The sequence below is a fragment of the Pseudomonas sp. HMSC057H01 genome, assembly GCF_001836405.1.
In the GTDB taxonomy this organism is placed as follows: Bacteria; Pseudomonadota; Gammaproteobacteria; order Pseudomonadales; family Pseudomonadaceae; genus Pseudomonas; species Pseudomonas aeruginosa.
The window spans coordinates 23,637-44,780 of the sequence record NZ_KV828426.1; the positions used below are offsets into that span (position 1 = coordinate 23,637).

Consider the following 21,144-nt stretch of genomic DNA (forward strand, 5'->3'; position numbering starts at 1 on the left):
GAGGTGCGTCGGCCCTTTTCGGAAAAAGGAGATCGAGATGAACGCTCTGTTCGATTGTCCACGGCGGGTGCTGCGGATCGGTCACGGGCTGCTGGCGGCCGGCCTGGCGCTGCTCGTCGCCGGCGTGATCGCCGCCTATTTCCTCGACCGCTACCTGAACATGCCGGCGCTGGTGTTTTCCCATGCGCTGGTGATCCTCGGCCCGACCCTGTTGAAGATTGGCTACGTGATGCGCCTGAGCGCGCTGTTCCGCATGCGTCGACCCGGTTGGGAGGTCTGCTGTGCAAGTGCTTGATCGTTCCAGGCTGATGGCCATACCGCCGATCTGGCGCCTGGGCTTCCGCCCGTTCTTCCTCGGCGGCGCGCTGTTCGCGGTCCTCGCCATCGCGCTCTGGCTGGCGGCGCTGGCCGGGCTCTGGAGCGGCTGGCAACCGGTCGGTGGCTGGCTGGCCTGGCATCGTCACGAAATGCTCTTCGGTTTCGGCGTGGCGATCATCGCCGGCTTCCTGTTGACCGCCGTGCAGACCTGGACCGGCGTACCCGGCCTGCAGGGCAAACCCCTGGCCCTGCTCGCCGGGCTCTGGCTGGCGGCGCGCCTGGCCTGGCTATTCGATGCGCCGCTGGCGCTGCTGCTGGTGCTGCAACTGAGCTTCCTGCCGCTATTGGCCTGGGCTATCGGTCGCAGCCTGTGGCGGGTGCGGCAGAAGCGCAATTACCCGGTGGTGGGCCTGTTGCTGCTGTTGACCCTGGCCGACGCCCTGGTCCTGCTCGGCCTGTTCGAGGGCAACGACGACTGGCAACGGCGTGCCTCCATCGCCGCGCTATGGCTGATCGCCGGGATGATGAACCTCATCGGCGGGCGGGTGATCCCGTTCTTCACCCAGCGCGGTCTCGGCCGTCAGCAGCAGGTGCCGGCGATCGCCTGGCTGGACAATGGCATCCTGCTGGGCTGCGTGCTGGTGGCGCTGCTCACCGCCGCGGGCGTCACGGCGCAGCCGACGCCCTGGCTTGCAGGACTGTTCGCCGCCCTCGGCGGTGCGCAACTGTGGCGCCTGTGGCGTTGGCGCGATCGCGGCATCTGGCAGGTGCCGCTGCTCTGGTCGCTGCACCTGGCGTATTTCTGGATCGCCGTGGCGCCGCTCGGCATAGCGCTCTGGAGCCTGGGCCTGGCGCTGGCGCCGAGCCAGGCGCTGCACGCGCTGGCGGTGGGCGGCATGGGCGGGTTGATCCTGGCGATGCTGGCACGGGTCACTCTCGGCCATACCGGTCGCGCGCTGCAACCGCCGGCAGCGATGCCCTGGGCTTTCGCCCTGCTCAATCTCGGCTGCGCGGCGCGGGTGTTCCTGCCCAGCCTGTTGCCGGCGAACTGGGCGCTGCCCCTGGCAGGCGGACTGTGGGCTTTGGCGTTCCTGCTATTCGCCTGGTGCTACGCGCCGATGCTGTGTCGTCCGCGGGTCGACGGCCATCCCGGTTGATCAGGGGGCTTGCCGCAGACGCCGCAGCTCCTGGTTCAGCCAGTCGGCGGAGTTGCGCGTCTGCCCGGCGCAGCGCACCTGGTAGGGCTTGCCGCTGAGGCTGCTCTGGGTCGCGGCGCGCTCGATGAAGTCCTCGCTGCTGGCGACCAGATCCTTGCGCTCCAGGTAGTCGAGCTTCTTCTGCAGGTGGGCGCGGGCTTCCGCGGCCGGGTATTCGCTGCCGTTGCGGATGAAGGTGCAGCCGCTGTCTTCAACAAAGCTCAGCAAGCGGCCGATCTCCTGGCTCGCCTGCGGGGAGGGCGCGGCCAGCGCCGGCAGGCTCGAGGCCAGCAGCCAACAGGCGGCGCAGGTAGTCCGCCAGGTAATCGTGAAAGCGCGCATCGTTCCAGTACTCCATGTGGCTCAACGGGGTGTGCCGCTTGTACCAGGGACCGACCGGCAGGGCGAGGTCCTCGTGGACGACCGCGGCGTAGTTCTGCAACGGCCGCAGCGGATAGCCGAGCGGATCGGCCGGCGCGTAGACGTTCAGCCAGCGTGCCTGCTGGCGGATCGCCGGGGTCAGGCAGTGGCCGGGAAAGCGGATCGGACAGACCTTCTCGTAGGCGAAGGTGAACAGCGGGATGTTGCAACCGAAGGTGACCAGCCCGGCCAGGGTTTCCAGGCCGAGGAAGGGGTCGATCGAGCAACTCGGCGTGCGGTTGAGTTTCTGCTGGTCCCAGATGAAGTTGGATACGATGTGCCCGCCCAGGGAGTGGGCGAGGATCACCAGCGGCGTCTGCGGCCCGACCTTCGCGCGCAGGGCCATGATCCCGCTGCGCACGTGCTGGTGGACCTGCTGGTAGGTGGTGTCGTAGGCGGCGCTGACCTTGCGGTAGCCGCTGGCGTCGCCGAGGAACAGCGTCACCGCCCGGCGCAGCCAGCGCCAGCCCAGCGGCTCGCGCTCGATGCGCTTGAGGTAGTCCAGCTCGCGGGCGTCCAGCACGCTGGCCCAGTACAGGCTCTGGAAGGCCACCTCGCCGGCTTCCGCGCCGAGACGTCGGCGCAGCGCCGCCACCAGTTCGCGGGCGTAGCTGTGCAGACCGTCCTCGTCGCGGCTATCGGGCTGGTCGCCGATGCCGTGGATCAGCGCTACGGCCAGTTTCATGCAGGATCCTTCTCGTCGGTGGCGGCTCAGTCCAGCGCTTGCAGGCGTTCGCCGAGCCGGCCGCCGTCGACCAGTTCGAGGAATTCGTCGCCGAGCCTGCGGCTTTCCGCCATCGCCTGGCGCCAGTAGCGCTCGCGGCCGTCGTCGTCGCCGAGGTAGCGGGTGAAGTCCTTGCGGTCCGGCAGCTTGGCGTGCGGCAGGCGCGCCAGGTACTCGCGCGACGGCGCCAGCAGCAGCACGTCCTGCAGGCGCCCGGCGTCGCCACGGCGCCAGGGCAAGCCCTTGTCGAACCAGCCGGGGATCACCTTGTCGGTGAAGTGCGGGTAGAGCACCACGCCGCGGTCCTCGTAGGGCAGGTCGAGATGGTAGTCGAGCAGGCCGCCGTCGCGGTAGGTGCCGGGGCCGGCGCCAGGCAGGTTGCGGACGCCTTCCATGACCATCGGGATCGAGCCGGAGGCGAGCAGCGCCTGGCGCAGGTTGCCGCCGTCCAGGTGCAGGTAGCGCGACGGGAAGTCGGTCAGCGCGGCCAGCGGCGGCGCCTGGCGGGCGTCATGCAGGATCACCCGTTCGAAGTGGCGGTGCAGGTGGCGGCGGCCGATCAGGTTGTCGCGGATCACCGAGGACAGCCCCAGGCCGAGGCTGGCCTTGTGGTCGTGGGCGAGGCGCCCGTGGCTCTTCACCACCACCACGTTGAGGCGGTACAGCGGGTTGTCGAGGATCCGCGCGTCCTGGCCGGCGAGCAGGTCGTCGAGCATCGCCGCGCACTTGCGCGAGACTTCGGCGATGCTCACGCCTTTGGGAAAACGCTGCCGGGTGTACAGCTCGCCGAGGCGGGTGAGGCCGGCCACGGCGTCGGGCAGGCAGGCGCTGGCGAAGCGCCAGGAACCGATGGAGGCGCCGATCAGCGAGCGTTCGCGCGGGGCGCGCGGCAGCCACTCGCCGAAGATCGCCAGGTCCAGTCCCTGGATGCCCAGCGCCTTTGGCCCGCCGGCGGCACCGGGGACGATGCCGACGTCGGCCGGCTGCAGTCCGCGCTCGCGGATGCGGGCGAGGGCGCGGCGACCGGCCTTGAGGGTCAGTGCGGGGGACTTGATCTGGATGGCTGGCATGCTGGTCTTCTCCCTTGCGGACCGGCGATTATAGGACGAGTTGTCGCAGGACCAAGCGCTTTCGAACGCCGGCGAGCCCCATCGCAGAGGCTTTCCGTTACCCTATGGCGCGCCCCGGCCATGTCCTTGCGGCAAATTCAGCTTCAATTAAGAGCGCCCGGTTAATCTGCAAACCGTCGAAAGCAACACGATTGATTCCCACGGAGAGATTCCCATGAAGAAACTGACTGCCCTGTTCGCCGCCACCGCCATCGCCCTGACTGCCGGCCTGGCCCAGGCCCGCGACCTCGGCCCGGACGAGGCGCTGAAGCTGCGTGACGCCGGGACCATCAAGTCCTTCGAAGAGCTGAACAAGAACGCCATCGCCAAGCATCCCGGCTCGAGCGTCCACGATACCGAGCTGGAAGAGGAATACGGCCGCTACATCTACCAGGTCGAGTTGCGCGACCCGCAGGGCGTGAAGTGGGACCTGGAGCTGGATGCCGCTACCGGCGCCGTGCTCAAGGACCACCAGGACGACTGATGAAGTGGCTCATGCGCTACGCCGGGATCGTCGCACTGGTCCTGGCGGTCATCAGCCTCGAGGCGATGGCGCGCGACCTGGACCAGGACGAGGTCCTGCGCCTGCGCCAGGACGGTGTGATACAGCCGCTCGAATCCCTCATGCAGGAAGCCCTGGGGCGTTACCCCGGGGCGCGCCTGCTGGAGGTCGAGCTGGAAGAGGAAGACGACGTCTATGTCTACGAGGTGGAACTGCTCACCCGCGACGGCGTCGTGCGTGAACTGGAACTGGATGCCCGCAACGGCCGCATCCTGAAGGACGAGGAAGACGACTGATGCGGTTGCTGCTGGTTGAGGATCACGTTCCCCTGGCCGACGAACTGATGGCCAGCCTGACCCGCCAGGGCTACGCGGTGGACTGGCTGGCCGACGGCCGCGACGCGGCGGTGCAGGGCGCCAGCGAGCCCTACGACCTGATCATTCTCGACCTCGGCCTGCCCGGGCGTCCCGGCCTGGAGATACTCCAGGAGTGGCGTGGCCTGGGACTCGCGACTCCGGTGCTGATCCTCACCGCGCGCGGTTCCTGGGCCGAACGCATCGATGGGCTCAAGGCCGGTGCCGACGACTATCTGACCAAGCCGTTCCATCCGGAAGAGTTGGCCTTGCGCATCCAGGCCCTGTTGCGCCGCGCCCATGGGCTGGCCAACCAGAGCCAGCTGGAGGCCGCCGGGCTGCGCCTGGACGAGCAGCGTCAGTGCGTGTGCCTGAACGGCGCCGACGTCGACCTGACCGCCGCCGAATTCCGCCTGCTGCGCTATTTCATGCTGCACCCCGGCCAGGTCCTGTCCAAGGGGCACCTGGCCGAGCATCTGTACGACGGCGAGACCGAACGCGATTCCAACGTCATCGAGGTCCACGTCAACCACCTGCGGCGCAAGCTCGGCCGCGAGGTGATCGAGACCCGCCGTGGCCAGGGCTACCGCTACGCCGGGGTGGCCGCCGGATGAGGTCGATCCAGCGGCGCTTGAGCGTCGGCCTGTTCGCGGTGCTGCTGGTGGTCGGGCTGGTCCTCGCGCAGACCGGCCTGTGGCTGTTCGACCAGGGCCTGCGGCGCTATTTCGCCGGCAACCTGCGCGAGGAGGCGGAGAACCTGCTGGTGGCCATGGTGCGCGGGCCGAACGGCATGCAACTGGACGAGCAACGCCTCAACCCGGCGTTCCAGCGCCCGTATTCCGGGCGCTATTTCGTCATCGAGCTGGAAAAGGACACCTGGCGCTCACGCTCCCTGTGGGACAGCGAGCTGGAGGTGCCGCACAAGAAAGGGCTGGTGCAGGGCCTGGTCGATGGGCCCGAGGAGCAGCGACTGCTGGTGTTCCGCGGCCACTACAAGCGCATGGGCCAGAAGCTGCGGATCGTGGTGGCGCAGGACTATACGCCGATCCTGGAAAGCTTCGCCCGCGTGCAGTGGATGGGTCTGGGCGCCGGCGCCCTGGCGCTGCTCCTGGTATTGCTGTTGCAGCGCCTGACCGTGCGTCGTTCGCTGCGTCCGCTGGAGGAGGTGCGCCTGCAGATCGCCCAGCTGCAGCAGGGTCAGCGCAGCCAACTGGACAACCAGGCTCCCGAGGAGCTGGAGCCGCTGGTGGAGCAGATCAACCACCTGCTGGCACACACCGAGGAGACCCTGAAGCGTTCGCGCAACGCCCTGGGCAACCTCGGTCACGCCCTGAAGACGCCGCTGGCGGTGCTGGTCAGCCTCGCCGAGCGCGAGGAGATGGCGCGCCAGCCGGAGTTGCAACAGGTCCTGCGCGAGCAGCTGGAACAGATCCAGCAGCGCCTCGGTCGCGAGTTGGGCAAGGCGCGCCTGGTCGGCGAAGCGCTGCCTGGCGCACATTTCGATTGCGCCGAGGAGTTGCCGTCGCTGTGCGACACCCTGCGCCTGATCCACGGCCCGCACCTGCAGGTGAGCTGGAGCGCGCCACCGGGGCTGCGCCTGCCATGGGACCGCGAGGACCTGCTGGAGATGCTCGGCAATCTGCTGGACAACGCCTGCAAGTGGGCCGATAGCGAAGTCCGCCTGACTGTCGCGCAGGGCGAGGGCATGGTCCGCCTGAAGGTCGACGATGACGGCCCCGGCATCCTCCCCGACCAGCGCCAGGCGGTGCTCGAGCGGGGTACCCGGCTCGACGAGCAGGTCAGCGGCCATGGCCTGGGCCTGGGCATCGCGCGCGACATCGCCGAGGCCTGCGGTGGCCGCCTGAGTCTCGAAGACAGCCCGCTGGGCGGCCTGCGAGTGAGCATCGAGTTGTCGTTGCAGAAGAGCGGCCGCGCCGCCAGGGCTTAACAGTTCTTCACCATTTGCCGACAGTCCCGGCAAGATTTCCTCCTGCGCTTTCCCTAGCATCCCGGGCTTCTTGCAAGGAGGTCTTGGACGATGAAACGGCGGACGGGTACGGGCCGCTGGCGCTGGGCGCTGATGCTGCCGGTGCTGGTGTTCCTGTTGGGCGAGTCCAGTGGACAGCGAGAGGAGGGGCGGTCGCCGCGGTTACCCGCGCAGGCTCGCTACGAGCAGGCCGTGGAAAACGCGTTGCGCAGCGAGCGCGGCGAGCCGCGACAGGCCGGGACAGCGGCAGCGAAGGTGGCCGAGGCGGGAGCCCCGGCGCGTCTGCGTGGCTGGCTGCGCTCGCTGGCCCGCCTGGCGATCTGGGGGACCTACGGCCCCCCGGCGCTATTCAGGCCGTGAACGGTCAGGCCTTGAACTGTTCCATCAGGCCCTGCTGGTGGTTGGCCAGGCGGTTCAGCGACTGACTGACCTGGGCCGATTCCTCGGCCTGGCTCGACAGCGACTCGGTGACGTCACGGATCGCCGCGACATTGCGGTTGATCTCCTCGGCTACCGAGCTCTGTTCCTCGGCGGCGCTGGCAATCTGTAGATTCATGTCGTTGATCACCGTCACCGCCTCGCCGATCCGTTGCAGCGCGGCCACCGCTTCATCCACCTGCTCGACGCTGCCCTGGGCCTGGCGATGGCTGCCGTGCATGGCGTCGACCACGTCGCGGGTGCCCTGTTGCAGGCCTTCGATCACCCCGCGGATCTGTTCCACCGAGTCCTGGGTGCGCCGGGCGAGGTTGCGCACTTCGTCGGCGACCACCGCGAAGCCGCGGCCGGCGTCGCCGGCGCGGGCCGCCTCGATGGCCGCGTTGAGCGCCAGCAGGTTGGTCTGCTCGGCGATGGCGCGGATCACTTCCAGCACCGAACCGATTTCCTCGCTGCTGCTGGCCAGTTGCTCGACCTGGCCCATGGCGCTGGTCAGGTTGGCGGCCAGGCTGTCGATGCTCTGGGTGGTGCGGTCGATCAGCGCCAGACCGTCGCGGGTCGCCTGGTCGGCACCGCGCGCGGCGTCGGCGGCCTGGGCGGCGCTACGGGCGACGTCCTGGGCAGTGGCGGTCATCTCGTGGGATGCGGTGGCGACCTGATCGATCTCGCGGAACTGCTGCTGCATGCCGGCGCTGGTCTGGCTGGAAATCGCCGCCGACTGGTCGGCGGTACTGCGCGCATCGCGCACCGAGACCTTCACGTCGCGGATGATCGGCTGCAGCTTGTCGAGGAAACGGTTGAACCAACCGGCCAGTTCGCCCAGCTCGTCGCGCCCGGTGTGCGGCAGACGCTGGGTCAGGTCGCCTTCGCCGCTGGCGATGTCGCGCAGCATGTGGGCGACGCCGAGGATCGGCCGGGTCACGCCGCGGGCGCTCAGCCACAGCACCAGCAGGCCGAGCACCGCGGCGCCGAGGCCGAGGCCCAGTTCGACCCAGGTGCCTTCGCGGCGCATGTCGTCCAGTTGCCGCTCCAGCGCCAGGGCCGGGCCGAGCAGGGCGCTCTTCGGCACTTCGAGGAGCACGCCCCAGGGCTTGGCGCCGGGAATCGGCTGCAACGGTTGCAGCACCTTGAGGTCGTCGTTCTCGTTGAACAATTGGCTCTTGCCGGCGGCCAGCAGTTGCAGGAGTTCGTCGGCGTGCTGCGGATCCGCCTTGGCCAGGTTCTTGCCGAGCAGGCCAGCGTCGCGGCTGTTGCCGGCGAACAGCCCGGCCGGGCTGAGGATGCCGACCTGGCCAACGCCGTCGTAGAGTTCGCGGTTGCCCTGTTCGCTGAGCGCCTGCAGATTGCTCAGGTTGATGTCCAGGCCCATCACGCCGATCACCTTGCCATCCAGTTCGAGGGGGAAGGCGATGCTGGTCATCAGCAGTTGGCGCTCGCCGACCTTGTCGAAGTAGGGATCGAGCACGCAGGGTTGAGCGCTTTCCTTCGGGCAGGTGTACCAGGCGTTGTAGGCCGCGCCGCTAGGCCCGCTGCTGGTGTCGGCGAGTTCGGACTCGACCATCGACTCGGACTCCAGCTGTCCCGGCGTGGCCTGCGCCCAGTACAGGGAGAAGCGTCCCTTGTCGTTGCTGCCCAGGGCGGGCTGGTCGACGAACAGTTCGTCCTTGCCGTCCAGTGCGTTGGGTTCGAAGACCACGTACAGGCCGAGCACCTCGGGATTGGCGGCGAGCGCGGTACGCACCTGGCGGGTCAGGTCTTCGCGCAGGTCGTAGGCGTCGAGGAAGCGCTTCTGCGCCTGGTCGCGGAGGAACAGGATCTGCCGGGAGAAACCCTTGCCGTACTGGAAGGCATCCATGAAATAGCGCTGGATGCGCAACGCCTGCAATTCCCCGCGGGCTTCCAGGCGCAGGCGCGCCGATTCGTCGAGCATCTGCGTACTGGCGCTTTTCACCAGTACGCTGCTGTGCTGCATGCGGTAGACCGAAAGGCCGACCAGCAAGGCGACCACGCCGAGCAGGCAGAGGCCTGCCAGCAGGGTGATCTTCCATTGGATGGACAGGCGGCGAAGGAACATGGGAGGGGTCCTTGTACGAAGAAACTGCGGGGGCCCAAGGCTTATCGGCAGGGCTCGCCCATTCTTGACGACGGTGCGTTCGCTGGCGCCGGATTGCCGTCGTGCGGCGAATCGCACGCAAGAACCGTGCACAACGGTTTATAGCCAGGCGACATTCGCCCATGCGCGGCTTTGACAGGCGGGGATGGCTGTAGCAGAGTACGCCCCTTTTTTCGGTCGCAGGCGGCCGGGTTCGTTTCATTTGCAAGGAGTTCAACGATGAACGCAGTGGTGCTGGCGGTCGCACTGATGCTCGTCCTCAGCCTTTGCCGTGTGCATGTCGTGCTGGCGCTGATCATCGGCGCGGTGGTCGGCGGACTGTTCGGTGGCCTAGGCCTGGAGGGGACTCTCAAGGCCTTCAACGGCGGCCTCGGCGGCGGCGCCACGGTGGCCCTGTCGTACGCCATGCTCGGCGCCTTCGCCGTGGCCATCGCTCGCTCCGGCGTGGCCCATGCGCTGGCCGACAAGGTCCTGGTGCTGCTCGGCCGGCACGACGAGCAGGGCAAGGGCGCCGGTGCGTTCAAGTGGATCCTGGTCGGCCTGCTGCTCTGCGTGGCGGTATCCTCGCAGAATATCCTGCCGATCCACATCGCCTTCATCCCGCTGCTGGTGCCGCCGCTGCTCTATGTGCTGAGCAAGCTGCAGATCGACCGGCGATTGATCGCCTGCGTCATCACCTTCGGCCTCATCACCCCGTACATGTTCCTGCCGGTGGGCTTCGGCAACATCTTCCTCAATGAAATCCTGCTGGCCAACGTGGCGCGCAACGGCGTCGACGTCAGCGGGATCAACGTCACCCACGCCATGTTCATCCCGGCCCTGGGCATGCTCGCCGGGTTGCTCATCGCGGTGCTGTTCAGCTACCGCCGCAAGCGCGTCTACGACTTGCAGCGGATCGAGCAGGCCGAACGCGTCGATGTCAGCTATAGCCCGAAAAGCCTGGCGGTGGCCGGGGTCTCCATCGTCGCCGCGTTCGTCGTGCAGCTGTGGCTGGACTCGATGATCATCGGCGCGCTGGTCGGTTTCGTGGTCTTCTCGCTGTCCGGCGTGGTGCGCTGGAAGGAGACCGACGACCTGTTCACCGAAGGCATGAAGATGATGGCCACCATCGGTTTCATCATGATCGCCGCGGCCGGTTTCGCCGAGGTGATGAAGGCCACCGGCGAGGTGCAGAGCCTGGTCGACGCCTCGGTGGCCTGGATCGGCAACAGCAAGGCGGTCGGCGCCATGCTGATGCTGCTGGTCGGCCTGCTGGTCACCATGGGCATCGGCTCGTCGTTCTCCACCGTGCCGATCATCGCCGCGATCTTCGTCCCGCTGGCGGTGCAACTGGGCTTCAGCCCGCTGGCCATCGTCAGCATCGTCGGCACCGCCGGCGCGCTGGGGGATGCAGGTTCTCCGGCGTCGGACTCGACCCTCGGGCCGACCTCCGGGCTCAACGTCGACGGCCAGCACAATCACATCTGGGACACCGTGGTGCCGACCTTCCTGCACTACAACCTGCCGTTGCTGGTGTTCGGCTGGGCCGCCGCGATGTTGCTCTGAGTCCCATTTCGGGCGGTCGCCTGACGGAATGTCGGGCCGGCCGCTTAAGCTTCCGACGGGATTGCCGATGAAACGGGAATCCCGTTTTTTATTGGGCGTCATGCTAGGAGTTGATGATGCGTCTGACCCTGAAATCCAAAGTCCTCCTGCTGGCCATGGTGCCGGTGCTGCTCTTCGCCCTGGTGCTCAGCGGCGGAGCGGTGCTGATCCTGAAAAAACAGGCTGATACCGAAGTCAAGGATACCCGCGAGCGCCTGCTCGGCGACCGTCGTGCCGAACTCGAGCACTATGTGCAGATCGCCATGGGCAGTATCCAGGCCGAGTACGACCGCTCGGCCAACGGCGACCTGAACGCCCGCGCCGAGGCCATTGCGCGCCTGTCGAAGGTCAAGTACGGCAAGGACGGCTATATCTTCGGCTACGACTCCCAGGTGGTGCGCCTGTTCCGTGGCGACAGCCCGGTGGACGTCGGCAAGAGCTTCCGCGACCGCCGCGATCCCAGCGGCGTCTACCTCAACCGCGAACTGGTGGAGGCAGGCAAGAACGGCAGCCACTACGTGACCTATACCTCGCCGCTGCCAGGTAACGAAAGCGTCATGGTGCCGAAGCTGTCGTACACCCTGTACCTGCCGAAGTGGGACATGGTGATCGGCTCGGCGATCAACCTCGACGGCGTCGAGGCCCAACTGGTGGAGATCAAGCAAGCCATCGACGAGCGTATCGGCACCCTGATCGCCAGCATCGTGGCGATCGCCGGGGTCCTCCTGGTGGTCCTGCTGGTGATCGGCCTGGCGGTGGCCAACGCGATGCTGCGTCCGCTGCACCAGATCCGCCAGAACCTCGACGACATCGCCGCCGGCGAGGGCGACCTGACCCGCCGCCTGCCGGTGACCAGCCACGACGAGCTGGGCGAGCTGGCCGGTTCCTTCAACCGCTTCGTCGAGAAGATCCACGGTCTGGTGCGGCAGATCGCCGGGATGACCGGCGACCTCAAGCAACTGGTGGAGCAGATGTCGGCCCAGGCCGAGCGTTCCGAGCAGGCCATGGAGCGCCAGCGCCACGAGACCGATCAGGTCGCCACCGCGATCAACGAGATGTCCGCCGCCGCCCATGAAGTGGCGCAGAGCGCCCAGCGCGCCGCCGAGGCCGCGCAGCAGACCGACCACGAAGGCCAGGCGGCCAAGCGCGTGGTGGACGGCAGCATCGAGCGCATCCACGCGCTGGTGGACGAGATCCGCGACAGCGGTTCCTCGCTGGACAGCCTGCAACAGGACGTGCAGTCGATCGTCAGCGTGCTCGGGGTGATCCGCTCCATTGCCGAACAGACTAACCTGCTGGCGCTCAACGCGGCCATCGAGGCGGCCCGTGCCGGCGAGGCCGGACGTGGCTTCGCGGTGGTCGCCGACGAAGTGCGGGCGCTGGCCAGCCGCACCCAGCAGAGCACCCAGGAAATCCAGGGCATGATCGATCGCCTGCAGCAGGGCACCAACGCCGCGGTCGACGCCATGCGCCGTTCCGGCGAGGCCGGCGAGGGCACCAGCAACCAGGCCAACCAGGCCGGCGATTCGCTGGACGCCATCGCCCAGTTGATTGCCACCATCAACGCGATGAACGCGCAGATCGCCAGCGCCGCCGAGGAACAGACCGCGGTGGCCGAGGAGATCAACCGCAGCGTGCACCAGATCGCCGGCGCGGTGGACAGCGTCGCCGACGAGGCCCAGCAGGGCGCGCAGACCGCCCGCAGCCTGGCGCAACTGGGCCAGGGCCTGGGCCGGCTGGTCGGTCAGTTCCGCATCTGACCCTTCCCCCGCGCGACCGCTGCCGGCAAAAGAGCCAGCCGGCAGTGGTGCGCCACAGAGCCTTCCTGTCATTATTCGGCGGAGTCGGCCGGCAGTCGTGAACGATCCACCTCCGCCGGCTGACTAATGCTTTGCTTCCCACTGCCAGATGGATTGGACATGCTCGACACGAAACTGGAATCCCGGACTTTTCTCCTGTTGCTGGCGGTGGTCACGCTCGCCTTCGGCTGGCTCTTGCTGCCGTTCTACGGCGCGGTGTTCTGGGGCACCATCCTGGCGATCATCTTCGCCCCGGTGCAACGCCGCCTGCAGGTGCGTCTGAGGGATCGGAAGAACCTCGCCGCGCTGATCACCCTGCTGATCTGCGTGCTGATCGTGATCATCCCGGTGATCTTCATCGCCGGTTCGCTGGTGCAGGAAGGCGCGAGCGTCTACCAGCGGGTCAAGTCCGGCGAACTGAACTTCGCCGCCTACCTGCAGCAGGCGGTGGCCGCCTTGCCGCCATCGGTGCACCAGTGGCTGGAGCGCTTCGACCTGGCCAATCTCTCGAGCCTGCAGGAGAAGCTCTCCTCGGTGGCGATGCAGGCCAGCCAGGTGGTGGCGACCAAGGCGTTCAGCATCGGCCAGAACACCCTCGACTTCGTCATCAGCTTCGGCATCATGCTCTACCTGCTGTTCTTCCTCCTTCGCGACGGTCGCGTGCTCGGCCGGCGGATCAAGCAGGCGGTGCCGCTGAGCCAGGAACACAAGCACCACCTGTTCGCCAAGTTCACCACGGTGATCCGCGCCACGGTGAAGGGCAACATCGCCGTGGCTGCCACCCAGGGCGCTCTCGGCGGCCTGATCTTCTGGGTGCTGGGCATCGAGGGCGCCTTGCTCTGGGGCACCCTGATGGCCTTCCTGTCGCTGCTGCCGGCCATCGGCGCGGCGCTGATCTGGGCGCCGGTGGCGGCCTATTTCCTGCTCACCGGGGCGATCTGGCAGGGCGTAGTGCTGATCCTGTTCTGCGTGGTGGTGATCGGCCTGGTGGACAACATCCTGCGCCCGATCCTGGTCGGCAAGGACACCAAGATGCCGGACTACGTGGTGCTGATCTCCACCCTCGGCGGTATGGCCTTGTTCGGCCTCAACGGCTTCGTCATCGGCCCGCTGATCGCCGCGCTGTTCATGGCCAGTTGGGACCTGTTCACTGGTCGCGAGGAAGAACCACAGGCCTGAGTCGCGCCCGTGGCAGACAAGCCCCGCGAATGCGGGGCTTGTTCGTTTCAGGCCTTGAAGCATCATGGACGGCGCTGTCGTGGCTGAGCCGCTCCAGGCAGTGCCTGGGGCCTTCGGCTAACAGTGCGTCGAACCCGGTACATCGCGACCGTTGCGCAACCGGACATGGAGCAGCGCTTGCCGGCACTCCTCAGGGCTCGCCGCTGTCAACCGGCGGCGGACCTCGGCTTGAGCGCGCAGGTGGCGAGGAAGGTCGGCATGAAGCGGTCGATGACGAAGCGCGGGTGCGGTTGCCAGTCTTCGTAGAAATCCTGCAGCAGCAGGCCGGCGGCGAGCTGGCCGGCGATTTGCTGGGTCAGGCTATGGCCGAACACCAGGGCTTCGCCTTTCTCGCGCTTCGCCGCGAGGGCTTCGGCGGAGAGGCTTTCCAGGTCGGAGTAGGGCAGGCGATGTCGCGGCCGGATCAGGCCCTGCTCTGCCAGTTCCGGCGAGCGGTCCTCGATGAACAGCGCCGGGTTGTAGAAGCTCGCCAGCAGCTTGCCGCCCGGCCGCAGCACCCGCGCGCATTCGCGCCAGACCGGCAGGACATCGTCGACGTAGAGATTGGAGATGGGATTGAAGACCAGGTCGAAGGAGGCATCGGCGAAGGTCGAGAGGTCGCGCATGTCGCCCTGCACGCAGGCCAGTTCGAGGCGGTCGCGGGCGGCGACCTGGCGGTCCTTGTCCAGCTGTCCCGCCGAGGCGTCGAACAGCGTGACCCGTGCGCCGGCGGCGGCAAGGATCGGCGCCTGCTGGCCGCCGGCCGAGGCCAGGCAGAGGATCTCGCGGCCGCGTACGTCGCCCAGCCAGTGAGCGGGTAACGCGCCCGGGGTTAGCTTCACCGCCCAGTCGCCGCGGCGTGCGGCGGCGACCTCTTCGGCGCTGACCGGTCGCGACCATTCGCAGTCACGGGCGGCCTGGGCGTCCCAACTGGCGCTGTTGTGTCGCAGGACGTCGATATCGTGGAAGGTGGGCATGAGGCCTCCGGGTTCATCCATGGAGCGCGGAGCATGCCACGGCAGCGGGGCAGGGTGCGTGGGGCGGGCCAAAGAAAAACCCCGCCGAGGCGGGGTTTTCGTGGAGCGGGCGACTCAGCCGGCGAGGGCCAGGCCGGAATGCTGGAGGATTTCCAGCAGCGGCTGCGGGTAGACGCCGAGGAAGAACGCCAGCAGGGCGATGGCCACCAGCATGATGCCGCCGGCGCGCTGGCCCCAGTTGAACGGTGCGTCGTGCTGGCGGATGCCGGGCTCGACCAGGAACAGGGTGACCATGACCCGCAGGTAGTAGTACAGGCCGATGGCGCTGCCCAGCACCAGGGCGCCGATCAGCCACCACAGGTGCGACTCGACGCCGACCGCGATCACGTAGAACTTGCCGATGAAGCCGGCGGTCAGCGGGATGCCTGCCAGCGACAGCATCATCACGGTCATCACCGCGGTCAGCACCGGCCGGCGCCAGAACAGGCCGCGGTACTCGAACAGCGCATCGGCGTCGCGGCCGCTGTACGGGGTGGACATCAGGGTGATCACGCCGAACGCGCCGAGGGAGGTCAGTACGTAGGTGGCCAGGTAGACGCCGACCGCTTCCACGGCCATGCCCTTGCTGGCGATCAGGGCGACCAGCAGGTAGCCCAGGTGGGCGATGGACGAGTAGCCGAGCAGGCGCTTGATGTTGCTCTGGGTCAGTGCCAGCAGGTTGCCGAAGAGGATCGAGGCGACCGCGATGACGCTCAGGGAGATGTTCAGCAGTTGGTTGTCCAGGGCCGCCGGGGCGATCTGGAACAGCCGCAGCAGCACGGCGAACACCGCGACCTTGCTGGCGGTGGCGAGGAACGCCGAGACGGGCGCCGGGGCGCCTTCGTAGACGTCCGGGGTCCACAGGTGGAAGGGCACCAGCGACAGCTTGAAGCCCAGGCCGACCAGCATCATGCCGACGCCAACGCTGACCAGCGGACCGCTCAGCACGTGCTCGGCGACCTTGGCGCCAAGGCCGGCGAAGCCCAGGGTACCGGACTCGGCGTAGAGCAGGGCCATGCCGAACAGCAGGAAGGCGGAGCCGGCGGCCGAGAGCACGGTGTACTTGATGCCGGCTTCCAGCGAGCGCTTGTTGAAGAAGGCGTAGGCGACCATCCCGTAGACCGGGACCGAGAGCAGCTCCAGGCCGATGAACAGGCTGGCCAGGTGCTGCGCGCTGACCAGCACCAGGCCGCCGGCCGTGGCCAGCAGCAGGAGCAGGTACAGCTCTTCGCGGTTACCCGGATAGCTTTCCATGTAGGCGTGGGCGAGGGTCACGCAGGCCAGGGCGGAGACCAGCACCAGGGCCATGTAGAAGCAGGCGTAGTTGTCCACCAGCACCAGCGGGGTCACCTCGATCGGGGTGACGCCGAGGACCGGCAGCAGCGACAGCAGGGCCAGGTTGAGGCCGATCACCGAGAGAGTGGCGGTGAACGAGTGATTGCGTTTCCAGGCTACCGCCAGCATCACCACCACCAGGGTGGCGCTGGTGATCAGCAGTGGCAGGAGCGCGATGAAGTGTTGGATCGTAAAGGTCATTTCGCGACTACCGTCCTGCAAGGGTGGAAAGGGCTGCGCCCAGCCATTGCTGCACGCCGTGCATGCTGGCCGCGGAGATGTCCAGCACCGGCTGCGGGTAGACCCCGAGCAGGACCAGCAGGACCGCCAGGCCGAGCACCATGCTCAGTTCGCGGGCGTCGAGGCCGAGGATCGGCTCGTCGGACTGGCTGGGTCCGAAGTAGGCGCGGTGGATCATGATCAGCGAGTAGACCGAGGCGAAGACCAGGCCGAAGGTGGCGATCACGATGATCACCGGGACCACCTTGAAGGCGCCGATCAGGATCAGGAACTCGCCGACGAAGTTGCCGGTGCCGGGCAGGCCCAGCGACGCCGAGGCGAAGAACAGGCTGATCGCCGGCAGGTAGGGCATGCGCGACCACAGGCCGCCCATCTTGCGCATGTCGCGGGTATGCAGGCGCTCGTAGAGCTGGCCGCAGAGGATGAACAGCGCCGCGGCGGAGAGGCCGTGGGCGATCATCTGTACCACCACGCCCTGCAGCGCGACCTGGCTGCCGGAGTAGATGCCGATCATCACGAAGCCCATGTGCGAAACGCTGGAGTAGGCGACCAGGCGCTTGATGTCGGTCTGCGCGAAGGACAGCAGGGCACCGTAGAAGATGCCGATGATGCCGAGCCACATGGCGATCGGCGCGAATTCCGCCGAGGCGTTGGGGAACAGCGGCAGGGCGAAGCGGATCAGGCCGTAGGCGGCGGTCTTCAGGAGGATGCCGGCGAGGTCCACGGAGCCGGCGGTGGGCGCCTGGGCGTGGGCGTCCGGCAGCCAGGAATGCACCGGCACCACTGGCATCTTCACCGCGAAGGCGACGAAGAAGCCGAGCATCAGCAGCCATTCCACGTGGGGGCTTAGCTGGGTCTTCAGCAGGGTGGCGTAGTCGAAGGTGATCACGCCGGTGGCATTGAAGTTGACGAACACCAGGCCGAGGATCGCCACCAGCATCACCAGGCCGCTGGCCTGGGTGAAGATGAAGAACTTGGTGGCGGCGTAGATGCGGGTCTTCTTGCCGTCATCGGAGCTGTGTCCCCACAGCGCGATGAGGAAGTACATCGGCACCAGCATCATTTCCCAGAAGAAGAAGAACAGGAACAGGTCGATGGCGAGGAACACGCCGATCACACCGCCCAGGATCCACAGCAGGTTCAGATGGAAGAAGCCGATGCGGCGCTGGATCTCGTTCCAGGAGCAGAGGACCGAGAGCACGCCGAGCAGGCCGGTGAGGGCGACCATCAGCAGCGACAGGCCATCCATCGCCAGGTGGACGCTGATGCCGAGACGCTCGATCCACAGCACCTTGAATTGCAGGGTCCATTCCGGCTCGCCGCCGGGCGCGGGCGCCAGCTGGAAGTCGCCGGTGGCCCAGATCCACAGGCTCAGGATCAGGACCAGGGTCATCGAAAGCAGCGCGATCCAGCGGGGTAGGGTCTTGCTGCTGTGTTCGGCGATCCAGCAGAGGAAACCGCCGATGAAGGGGATCAGGATTAGCCAGGGCAGAATCATGACAGGCTCAGTCTCTCCGTGAATTCGTTAGGCCAGCAGCAGCGCGCCGAGCAGGATGGCGGCGCCACCCACCAGGGAAGCGGCGTACCAGCGCAGGCGGCCGTTCTCGGTGAGGCTGAGGAGGTTGTGTCCGCCGCGCACGCTGAACGGAACGACGCCCAGGGTACGGTCGATGGGGTCGCGCCCCAGCAGTTGGCAGAGCAGCAGGTAGGGTTTCACGAACAGCTTGTCGTACAGCCAGTCGAAGCCCCAGGCGTGGTACCACCAGGTACCGAAGAAGCGACCCGGGGCGCTCTTCGCCAGGGCGCTGACGAAGCGGCGCTGGCCGAGGAACAGCAGGCCGGCCAGCAGGATGCCGGCGATGGCGATGGCGCCCGAGGCCAGTTCCAGGCTGTGCTTGGCTTCGCCACCGGCGTGGCCGACGCTTTCCGGCAGGACGCCGGCCAGCGGCGGGGTGATCAGGGCGCCGACGAAGGTCGACAGGACGATCAGCACGCTGAGCGGCAGCCAGTGGGAAATCCCGTGGCCGGCGTGGGCTTCGGTCTTCGGCTCGCCGTGGAAGGCGACGAAGATCAGGCGGAAGGTGTAGATCGAGGTCAGGAACGCACCCACCAGGCCGGCGATCAGCAACTCGCGATGGCCGCTGGCGAAGGCCTCCCAGAGGATCTCGTCCTTGGAGTAGAAGCCCGCGGTGAGGAAGGGCAGGGCGGCCAGCGCCGCACCGCCGACCACGAAGCTGGCGTAGGCCAGCGGCAGCTTCTTCCACAAGCCGCCCATCTTGAAGATGTTCTGCTCGTGGTGGCAGGCGATGATCACCGCGCCCGAGGCGAGGAACAGCAGGGCCTTGAAGAAGGCGTGGGTCATCAGGTGGAAGATCGCCGCGTCCCAGGCGCCGACGCCGAGGGCGAGGAACATGTAGCCGATCTGGCTCATGGTCGAGTAGGCGAGGATGCGCTTGATATCGGTCTGCACCAGGGCGGCGAAGCCGGCCAGGACCAGGGTCACCGCGCCGACGATGCCGACCAGTTCGAGGATGTCCGGGGCCAGGGTGAACAGGCCGTGGCAACGGGCGATCAGGTAGACGCCGGCGGTCACCATGGTGGCGGCGTGGATCAGCGCGGAGACCGGGGTCGGGCCGGCCATGGCGTCGGCCAGCCAGGTCTGCAGCGGCAGTTGGGCGGACTTGCCGACCGCGCCGCCGAGCAGGGCCAGGGTCGCCAGGGTCAGCCAGAGGTTGCCTTCCGGGAACTTCTGCGGCGCCAGCACCAGCAGCTCCTGGATGTTCAGGGTGCCGAACTGCTGGAACAGGATGAACAGGCCGAAAGCCATGAACACGTCGCCGACGCGGGTGACGATGAATGCCTTGAGCGCCGCGTTACCGTTGTTGCGATTGCTGTAGTAGAAGCCGATCAGCAGGTAGCTGCACAGGCCCACGCCTTCCCAGCCGAAGTAGAGGAACAGCAGGTTGTCGCCCAGCACCAGGAACAGCATGCTGGCAATGAACAGGTTGGTGTAGGCGAAGAAGCGCGAATAGCCGGTTTCGCCACGCATGTACCAGGAGGCGAACAGGTGGATCAGGAAGCCGACGCCGGTAACCACGCCGAGCATGGTTACCGAGAGGCCGTCCAGGTACAGGGTGAAGTTGCTGCTGAAGTCGCCGGCCGCCATCCACTGCCACAGCACCAGGCTGTAGGCGCCGCCTTCCGGCGGACTGCTGTGGAAGCTGAAGATGGCCCAGGCCGCGCTCAGGGCGGAGAGGCCGACCGAGCCGACGCCGACCAGCGCCGAAAGGTTTTCCGACCACCTGCCGCGGGAGAACGACAGCAGCAGGAAGCCGACCAGGGGGAACAGGAAGGTAAGAGGTAGAAGGTTCATCCGCGCATCTCGCTGGCAGCGTCGATATCGAGGGTGTGGAAGCGGCGATACAGTTGCAGCAGGATCGCCAGGCCGATGCTCGCTTCGGCGGCCGCGAGGCTCAGCACCAGGATGAACATCACCTGGCCGTCGGGTTGGCCCCAGCGGCTGCCGGCGACCACGAAGGCGAGGGCGGCGGCGTTCATCATCACTTCCAGGCTCATCAGTACGAACAGGATGTTGCGTCGCACCATCAAGCCGACCAGTCCGAGGGCGAACAGGACGCTGGCGAGGGCCAGGCCGTGTTCCAGTGGTATTGCGTTCATAGCGTTACGTTCCCTTGGGGCGGGCGCAGGGCGCCCGCCGAACCTTTATTGTTTGGCGTCTTGACGACCCAGGTGATAGGCAGCGACCAGGGCCGCGAGCAACAGCATGGAGGCCAGTTCGACCACCAGCAGGTACGGGCCGTAGAGGCTGATGCCGACCGCCTTGGCGTCTACCGTGGTATGGCCGATGCCGGCACCGCTCGGGGTGCGGGCGAGGACCACCAGCAGTTCCACCAGCAGGACCAGGGCCAGGGCCGAAGGCCCGACCCAGATGCCGGGCGTGAGCCACTTGCGCTCCTGCTCGACCACGGCCGGGCCGAGGTTGAGCATCATCACCACGAAGACGAACAGAACCATGATGGCGCCAGCGTAGACGATGATCTCCAGGGCGCCGGCGAAGGGTGCGCCGAGGCTGAAGAAGGTCATCGAGATGGCCAGCAGGGAAATGATCAGGTAGAGCAGGGCATGCACCGGGTTGCTGTTGGTGATGACCCGCAGCGTGGCCAGTACGGCGACGCCGGCAGCGAAATAGAAAGCGAATTCCACGCGACGTCTCCTTATGGCAGCAGGCTTTTCACGTTGATCGGTTCGGCTTCGTTCTGCGCGGCGCCTTTCGGCTTGCCGGCGATCGCCATCCCCGCAACGCGGTAGTAGTTGTAGTCCGGGTTCTTGCCCGGGCCGGAGATCAGCAGGTCGTGCTTCTCGTAGACCAGGTCCTGGCGCTTGAACTCGCCCATCTCGAAGTCCGGGGTGAGCTGGATCGCGGTGGTCGGGCAGGCTTCCTCGCACAGGCCGCAGAAGATGCAGCGCGAGAAGTTGATGCGGAAGAACTCCGGATACCAGCGACCGTCCTCGGTCTCGGCCTTCTGCAGGGAGATGCAGCCAACCGGACAGGCCACGGCGCACAGGTTGCAGGCTACGCAGCGTTCCTCGCCGTCGGGGTCGCGGGTCAGGACGATCCGGCCACGATAGCGCGGCGGCAGGTAGACCGGCTCTTCGGGGTATTGCAGGGTATCGCGCTTGCGGAAGGCATGGCCGAAGATCATCACCAGGCTGCGAAGCTGGGTGAAGGTGCCATGCACGACGTTGATGATTTCTTTGATCACGGTGGTTCTCC

20 protein-coding genes and 2 pseudogenes are annotated in these 21,144 nt (G+C 67.1%); 10 read left to right on the top strand and 12 right to left on the bottom strand.

Translation table 11 applies throughout. The annotated features are described in order from the left end of the window. The first annotated feature begins 37 nt into the window (after positions 1 to 37). Together ppyR and HMPREF2581_RS08525 are read left to right on the top strand one after the other, a co-directional pair. Positions 38 to 295, top strand: a complete 258-nt coding sequence (gene ppyR, locus HMPREF2581_RS08520) for a psl/pyoverdine operon transcriptional regulator PpyR (RefSeq protein ID WP_003090502.1) — start codon at positions 38 to 40, stop codon at positions 293 to 295. Further along, complete coding sequence (locus tag HMPREF2581_RS08525) at positions 282 to 1,475, top strand: NnrS family protein (RefSeq protein WP_003138915.1); 1,194 nt, start codon at positions 282 to 284, stop codon at positions 1,473 to 1,475. The genes ppyR and HMPREF2581_RS08525 overlap by 14 nt, the downstream gene beginning before the upstream one ends. Here HMPREF2581_RS08525 and HMPREF2581_RS08530 read toward each other — a convergent pair whose 3' ends face one another. Genes HMPREF2581_RS08530 through HMPREF2581_RS08540 form a run of 3 tightly spaced genes read right to left on the bottom strand, consistent with a single transcriptional unit; the run spans position 1,476 to position 3,728 of the window. Next, entirely contained in the window at positions 1,476 to 1,742 is a 267-nt protein-coding gene (locus tag HMPREF2581_RS08530) for a YfeK family protein (protein WP_003090500.1), read from the bottom strand. After that, on the bottom strand, positions 1,726 to 2,619 hold the full coding sequence (locus HMPREF2581_RS08535) for a hypothetical protein (protein WP_003131077.1): 894 nt from the start codon (positions 2,617 to 2,619) through the stop codon (positions 1,726 to 1,728). Before HMPREF2581_RS08535 ends, HMPREF2581_RS08530 begins: the two co-directional genes overlap by 17 nt. 26 nt (positions 2,620 to 2,645) lie before the next feature. After that, on the bottom strand, positions 2,646 to 3,728 hold the full coding sequence (locus HMPREF2581_RS08540; protein ID WP_003138917.1) for a patatin-like phospholipase domain-containing protein: 1,083 nt from the start codon (positions 3,726 to 3,728) through the stop codon (positions 2,646 to 2,648). Positions 3,729 to 3,942: 214 nt separating this feature from the next. On the opposite strand from HMPREF2581_RS08540, the gene HMPREF2581_RS08545 reads away from it, so the two are divergent. The 5 genes from HMPREF2581_RS08545 (at position 3,943) to HMPREF2581_RS08565 (ending at position 6,969) form a co-directional block, all read left to right on the top strand. Continuing rightward, complete coding sequence (locus HMPREF2581_RS08545) at positions 3,943 to 4,251, top strand: PepSY domain-containing protein (RefSeq protein ID WP_003090497.1); 309 nt, start codon at positions 3,943 to 3,945, stop codon at positions 4,249 to 4,251. Then, positions 4,251 to 4,565 carry a PepSY domain-containing protein gene (locus HMPREF2581_RS08550; RefSeq protein WP_003097704.1) on the top strand — a complete coding sequence of 105 codons (315 nt, stop codon included), beginning with the start codon at positions 4,251 to 4,253 and terminating at the stop codon, positions 4,563 to 4,565. The genes HMPREF2581_RS08545 and HMPREF2581_RS08550 overlap by 1 nt, the downstream gene beginning before the upstream one ends. Then, entirely contained in the window at positions 4,565 to 5,236 is a 672-nt protein-coding gene (carR, locus tag HMPREF2581_RS08555; RefSeq protein WP_003090494.1) for a two-component system response regulator CarR, read from the top strand. The genes HMPREF2581_RS08550 and carR overlap by 1 nt, the downstream gene beginning before the upstream one ends. Then, positions 5,233 to 6,570 carry a two-component system sensor histidine kinase CarS gene (gene carS, locus HMPREF2581_RS08560; protein WP_003097701.1) on the top strand — a complete coding sequence of 446 codons (1,338 nt, stop codon included), beginning with the start codon at positions 5,233 to 5,235 and terminating at the stop codon, positions 6,568 to 6,570. Before carR ends, carS begins: the two co-directional genes overlap by 4 nt. A 90-nt stretch (positions 6,571 to 6,660) precedes the next feature. Further along, positions 6,661 to 6,969 carry a hypothetical protein gene (locus HMPREF2581_RS08565; protein WP_003097699.1) on the top strand — a complete coding sequence of 103 codons (309 nt, stop codon included), beginning with the start codon at positions 6,661 to 6,663 and terminating at the stop codon, positions 6,967 to 6,969. Between the two features lie 4 nt (positions 6,970 to 6,973). On the opposite strand, the pseudogene HMPREF2581_RS33800 reads toward HMPREF2581_RS08565, so the two are convergent. Together HMPREF2581_RS33800 and HMPREF2581_RS33805 are read right to left on the bottom strand one after the other, a co-directional pair. Next, positions 6,974 to 7,510: pseudogene (locus HMPREF2581_RS33800) on the bottom strand (methyl-accepting chemotaxis protein); the annotation flags it as partial. 321 nt (positions 7,511 to 7,831) lie between these two features. After that, positions 7,832 to 9,118, bottom strand: a pseudogene (locus tag HMPREF2581_RS33805) (HAMP domain-containing protein); the annotation flags it as partial. Positions 9,119 to 9,376: 258 nt separating this feature from the next. Between HMPREF2581_RS33805 and HMPREF2581_RS08575 the strand changes: the two are divergent. From HMPREF2581_RS08575 to HMPREF2581_RS08585, 3 genes are all read left to right on the top strand, one after another. Then, a complete protein-coding gene (locus HMPREF2581_RS08575; protein ID WP_003108736.1) occupies positions 9,377 to 10,702 on the top strand; it encodes a Na+/H+ antiporter family protein in 1,326 nt (441 codons plus the stop codon). A gap of 113 nt (positions 10,703 to 10,815) precedes the next feature. Then, the gene (locus tag HMPREF2581_RS08580) at positions 10,816 to 12,501 is read left to right on the top strand and encodes a methyl-accepting chemotaxis protein (RefSeq protein ID WP_003138923.1); all 1,686 of its coding nucleotides are present in this window, start codon (positions 10,816 to 10,818) and stop codon (positions 12,499 to 12,501) included. A gap of 159 nt (positions 12,502 to 12,660) precedes the next feature. After that, positions 12,661 to 13,719, top strand: coding sequence for an AI-2E family transporter (locus HMPREF2581_RS08585; protein ID WP_003090487.1), 1,059 nt, complete (start codon positions 12,661 to 12,663; stop codon positions 13,717 to 13,719). 206 nt (positions 13,720 to 13,925) lie between these two features. Here HMPREF2581_RS08585 and HMPREF2581_RS08590 read toward each other — a convergent pair whose 3' ends face one another. The 7 genes from HMPREF2581_RS08590 to nuoI all read right to left on the bottom strand — a co-directional run bounded on the left by HMPREF2581_RS08590 (position 13,926) and on the right by nuoI (position 21,133). After that, positions 13,926 to 14,735, bottom strand: a complete 810-nt coding sequence (locus tag HMPREF2581_RS08590; RefSeq protein WP_003138925.1) for a class I SAM-dependent methyltransferase — start codon at positions 14,733 to 14,735, stop codon at positions 13,926 to 13,928. 114 nt (positions 14,736 to 14,849) lie between these two features. After that, positions 14,850 to 16,310, bottom strand: coding sequence for an NADH-quinone oxidoreductase subunit NuoN (gene nuoN / locus HMPREF2581_RS08595; RefSeq protein WP_003090482.1), 1,461 nt, complete (start codon positions 16,308 to 16,310; stop codon positions 14,850 to 14,852). A gap of 7 nt (positions 16,311 to 16,317) precedes the next feature. Then, positions 16,318 to 17,847 (bottom strand): NADH-quinone oxidoreductase subunit M, encoded by a 1,530-nt coding sequence (gene nuoM, locus HMPREF2581_RS08600; RefSeq protein ID WP_003090479.1) that lies wholly within the window; start codon positions 17,845 to 17,847, stop codon positions 16,318 to 16,320. 27 nt (positions 17,848 to 17,874) lie between these two features. Then, positions 17,875 to 19,722, bottom strand: coding sequence for an NADH-quinone oxidoreductase subunit L (gene nuoL / locus HMPREF2581_RS08605; RefSeq protein WP_003138929.1), 1,848 nt, complete (start codon positions 19,720 to 19,722; stop codon positions 17,875 to 17,877). Beyond that, entirely contained in the window at positions 19,719 to 20,027 is a 309-nt protein-coding gene (nuoK, locus tag HMPREF2581_RS08610) for an NADH-quinone oxidoreductase subunit NuoK (RefSeq protein ID WP_003090475.1), read from the bottom strand. The genes nuoL and nuoK overlap by 4 nt, the downstream gene beginning before the upstream one ends. Before the next feature lie 45 nt (positions 20,028 to 20,072). Beyond that, positions 20,073 to 20,573 carry an NADH-quinone oxidoreductase subunit J gene (nuoJ, locus tag HMPREF2581_RS08615; protein ID WP_003090473.1) on the bottom strand — a complete coding sequence of 167 codons (501 nt, stop codon included), beginning with the start codon at positions 20,571 to 20,573 and terminating at the stop codon, positions 20,073 to 20,075. A gap of 11 nt (positions 20,574 to 20,584) precedes the next feature. Further along, the gene (gene nuoI, locus HMPREF2581_RS08620; protein ID WP_003090467.1) at positions 20,585 to 21,133 is read right to left on the bottom strand and encodes an NADH-quinone oxidoreductase subunit NuoI; all 549 of its coding nucleotides are present in this window, start codon (positions 21,131 to 21,133) and stop codon (positions 20,585 to 20,587) included. Positions 21,134 to 21,144: the final 11 nt, after the last annotated feature.

Excerpts from the sequence above, each read along its gene's own strand:
- ppyR (WP_003090502.1), top strand. The coding sequence starts at position 38 with ATGAACGCTCTGTTCGATTGTCCACGGCGGGTGCTGCGGATCGGTCAC.
- HMPREF2581_RS08535 (WP_003131077.1), bottom strand. The coding sequence starts at position 2,619 with ATGAAACTGGCCGTAGCGCTGATCCACGGCATCGGCGACCAGCCCGAT.
- HMPREF2581_RS08540 (WP_003138917.1), bottom strand. The coding sequence starts at position 3,728 with ATGCCAGCCATCCAGATCAAGTCCCCCGCACTGACCCTCAAGGCCGGT.
- HMPREF2581_RS08545 (WP_003090497.1), top strand. The coding sequence starts at position 3,943 with ATGAAGAAACTGACTGCCCTGTTCGCCGCCACCGCCATCGCCCTGACT.
- HMPREF2581_RS08550 (WP_003097704.1), top strand. The coding sequence starts at position 4,251 with ATGAAGTGGCTCATGCGCTACGCCGGGATCGTCGCACTGGTCCTGGCG.
- carR (WP_003090494.1), top strand. The coding sequence starts at position 4,565 with ATGCGGTTGCTGCTGGTTGAGGATCACGTTCCCCTGGCCGACGAACTG.
- carS (WP_003097701.1), top strand. The coding sequence starts at position 5,233 with ATGAGGTCGATCCAGCGGCGCTTGAGCGTCGGCCTGTTCGCGGTGCTG.
- HMPREF2581_RS08565 (WP_003097699.1), top strand. The coding sequence starts at position 6,661 with ATGAAACGGCGGACGGGTACGGGCCGCTGGCGCTGGGCGCTGATGCTG.
- HMPREF2581_RS08575 (WP_003108736.1), top strand. The coding sequence starts at position 9,377 with ATGAACGCAGTGGTGCTGGCGGTCGCACTGATGCTCGTCCTCAGCCTT.
- HMPREF2581_RS08580 (WP_003138923.1), top strand. The coding sequence starts at position 10,816 with ATGATGCGTCTGACCCTGAAATCCAAAGTCCTCCTGCTGGCCATGGTG.
- HMPREF2581_RS08585 (WP_003090487.1), top strand. The coding sequence starts at position 12,661 with ATGCTCGACACGAAACTGGAATCCCGGACTTTTCTCCTGTTGCTGGCG.
- HMPREF2581_RS08590 (WP_003138925.1), bottom strand. The coding sequence starts at position 14,735 with ATGCCCACCTTCCACGATATCGACGTCCTGCGACACAACAGCGCCAGT.
- nuoN (WP_003090482.1), bottom strand. The coding sequence starts at position 16,310 with ATGACCTTTACGATCCAACACTTCATCGCGCTCCTGCCACTGCTGATC.
- nuoM (WP_003090479.1), bottom strand. The coding sequence starts at position 17,847 with ATGATTCTGCCCTGGCTAATCCTGATCCCCTTCATCGGCGGTTTCCTC.
- nuoL (WP_003138929.1), bottom strand. The coding sequence starts at position 19,722 with ATGAACCTTCTACCTCTTACCTTCCTGTTCCCCCTGGTCGGCTTCCTG.
- nuoK (WP_003090475.1), bottom strand. The coding sequence starts at position 20,027 with ATGAACGCAATACCACTGGAACACGGCCTGGCCCTCGCCAGCGTCCTG.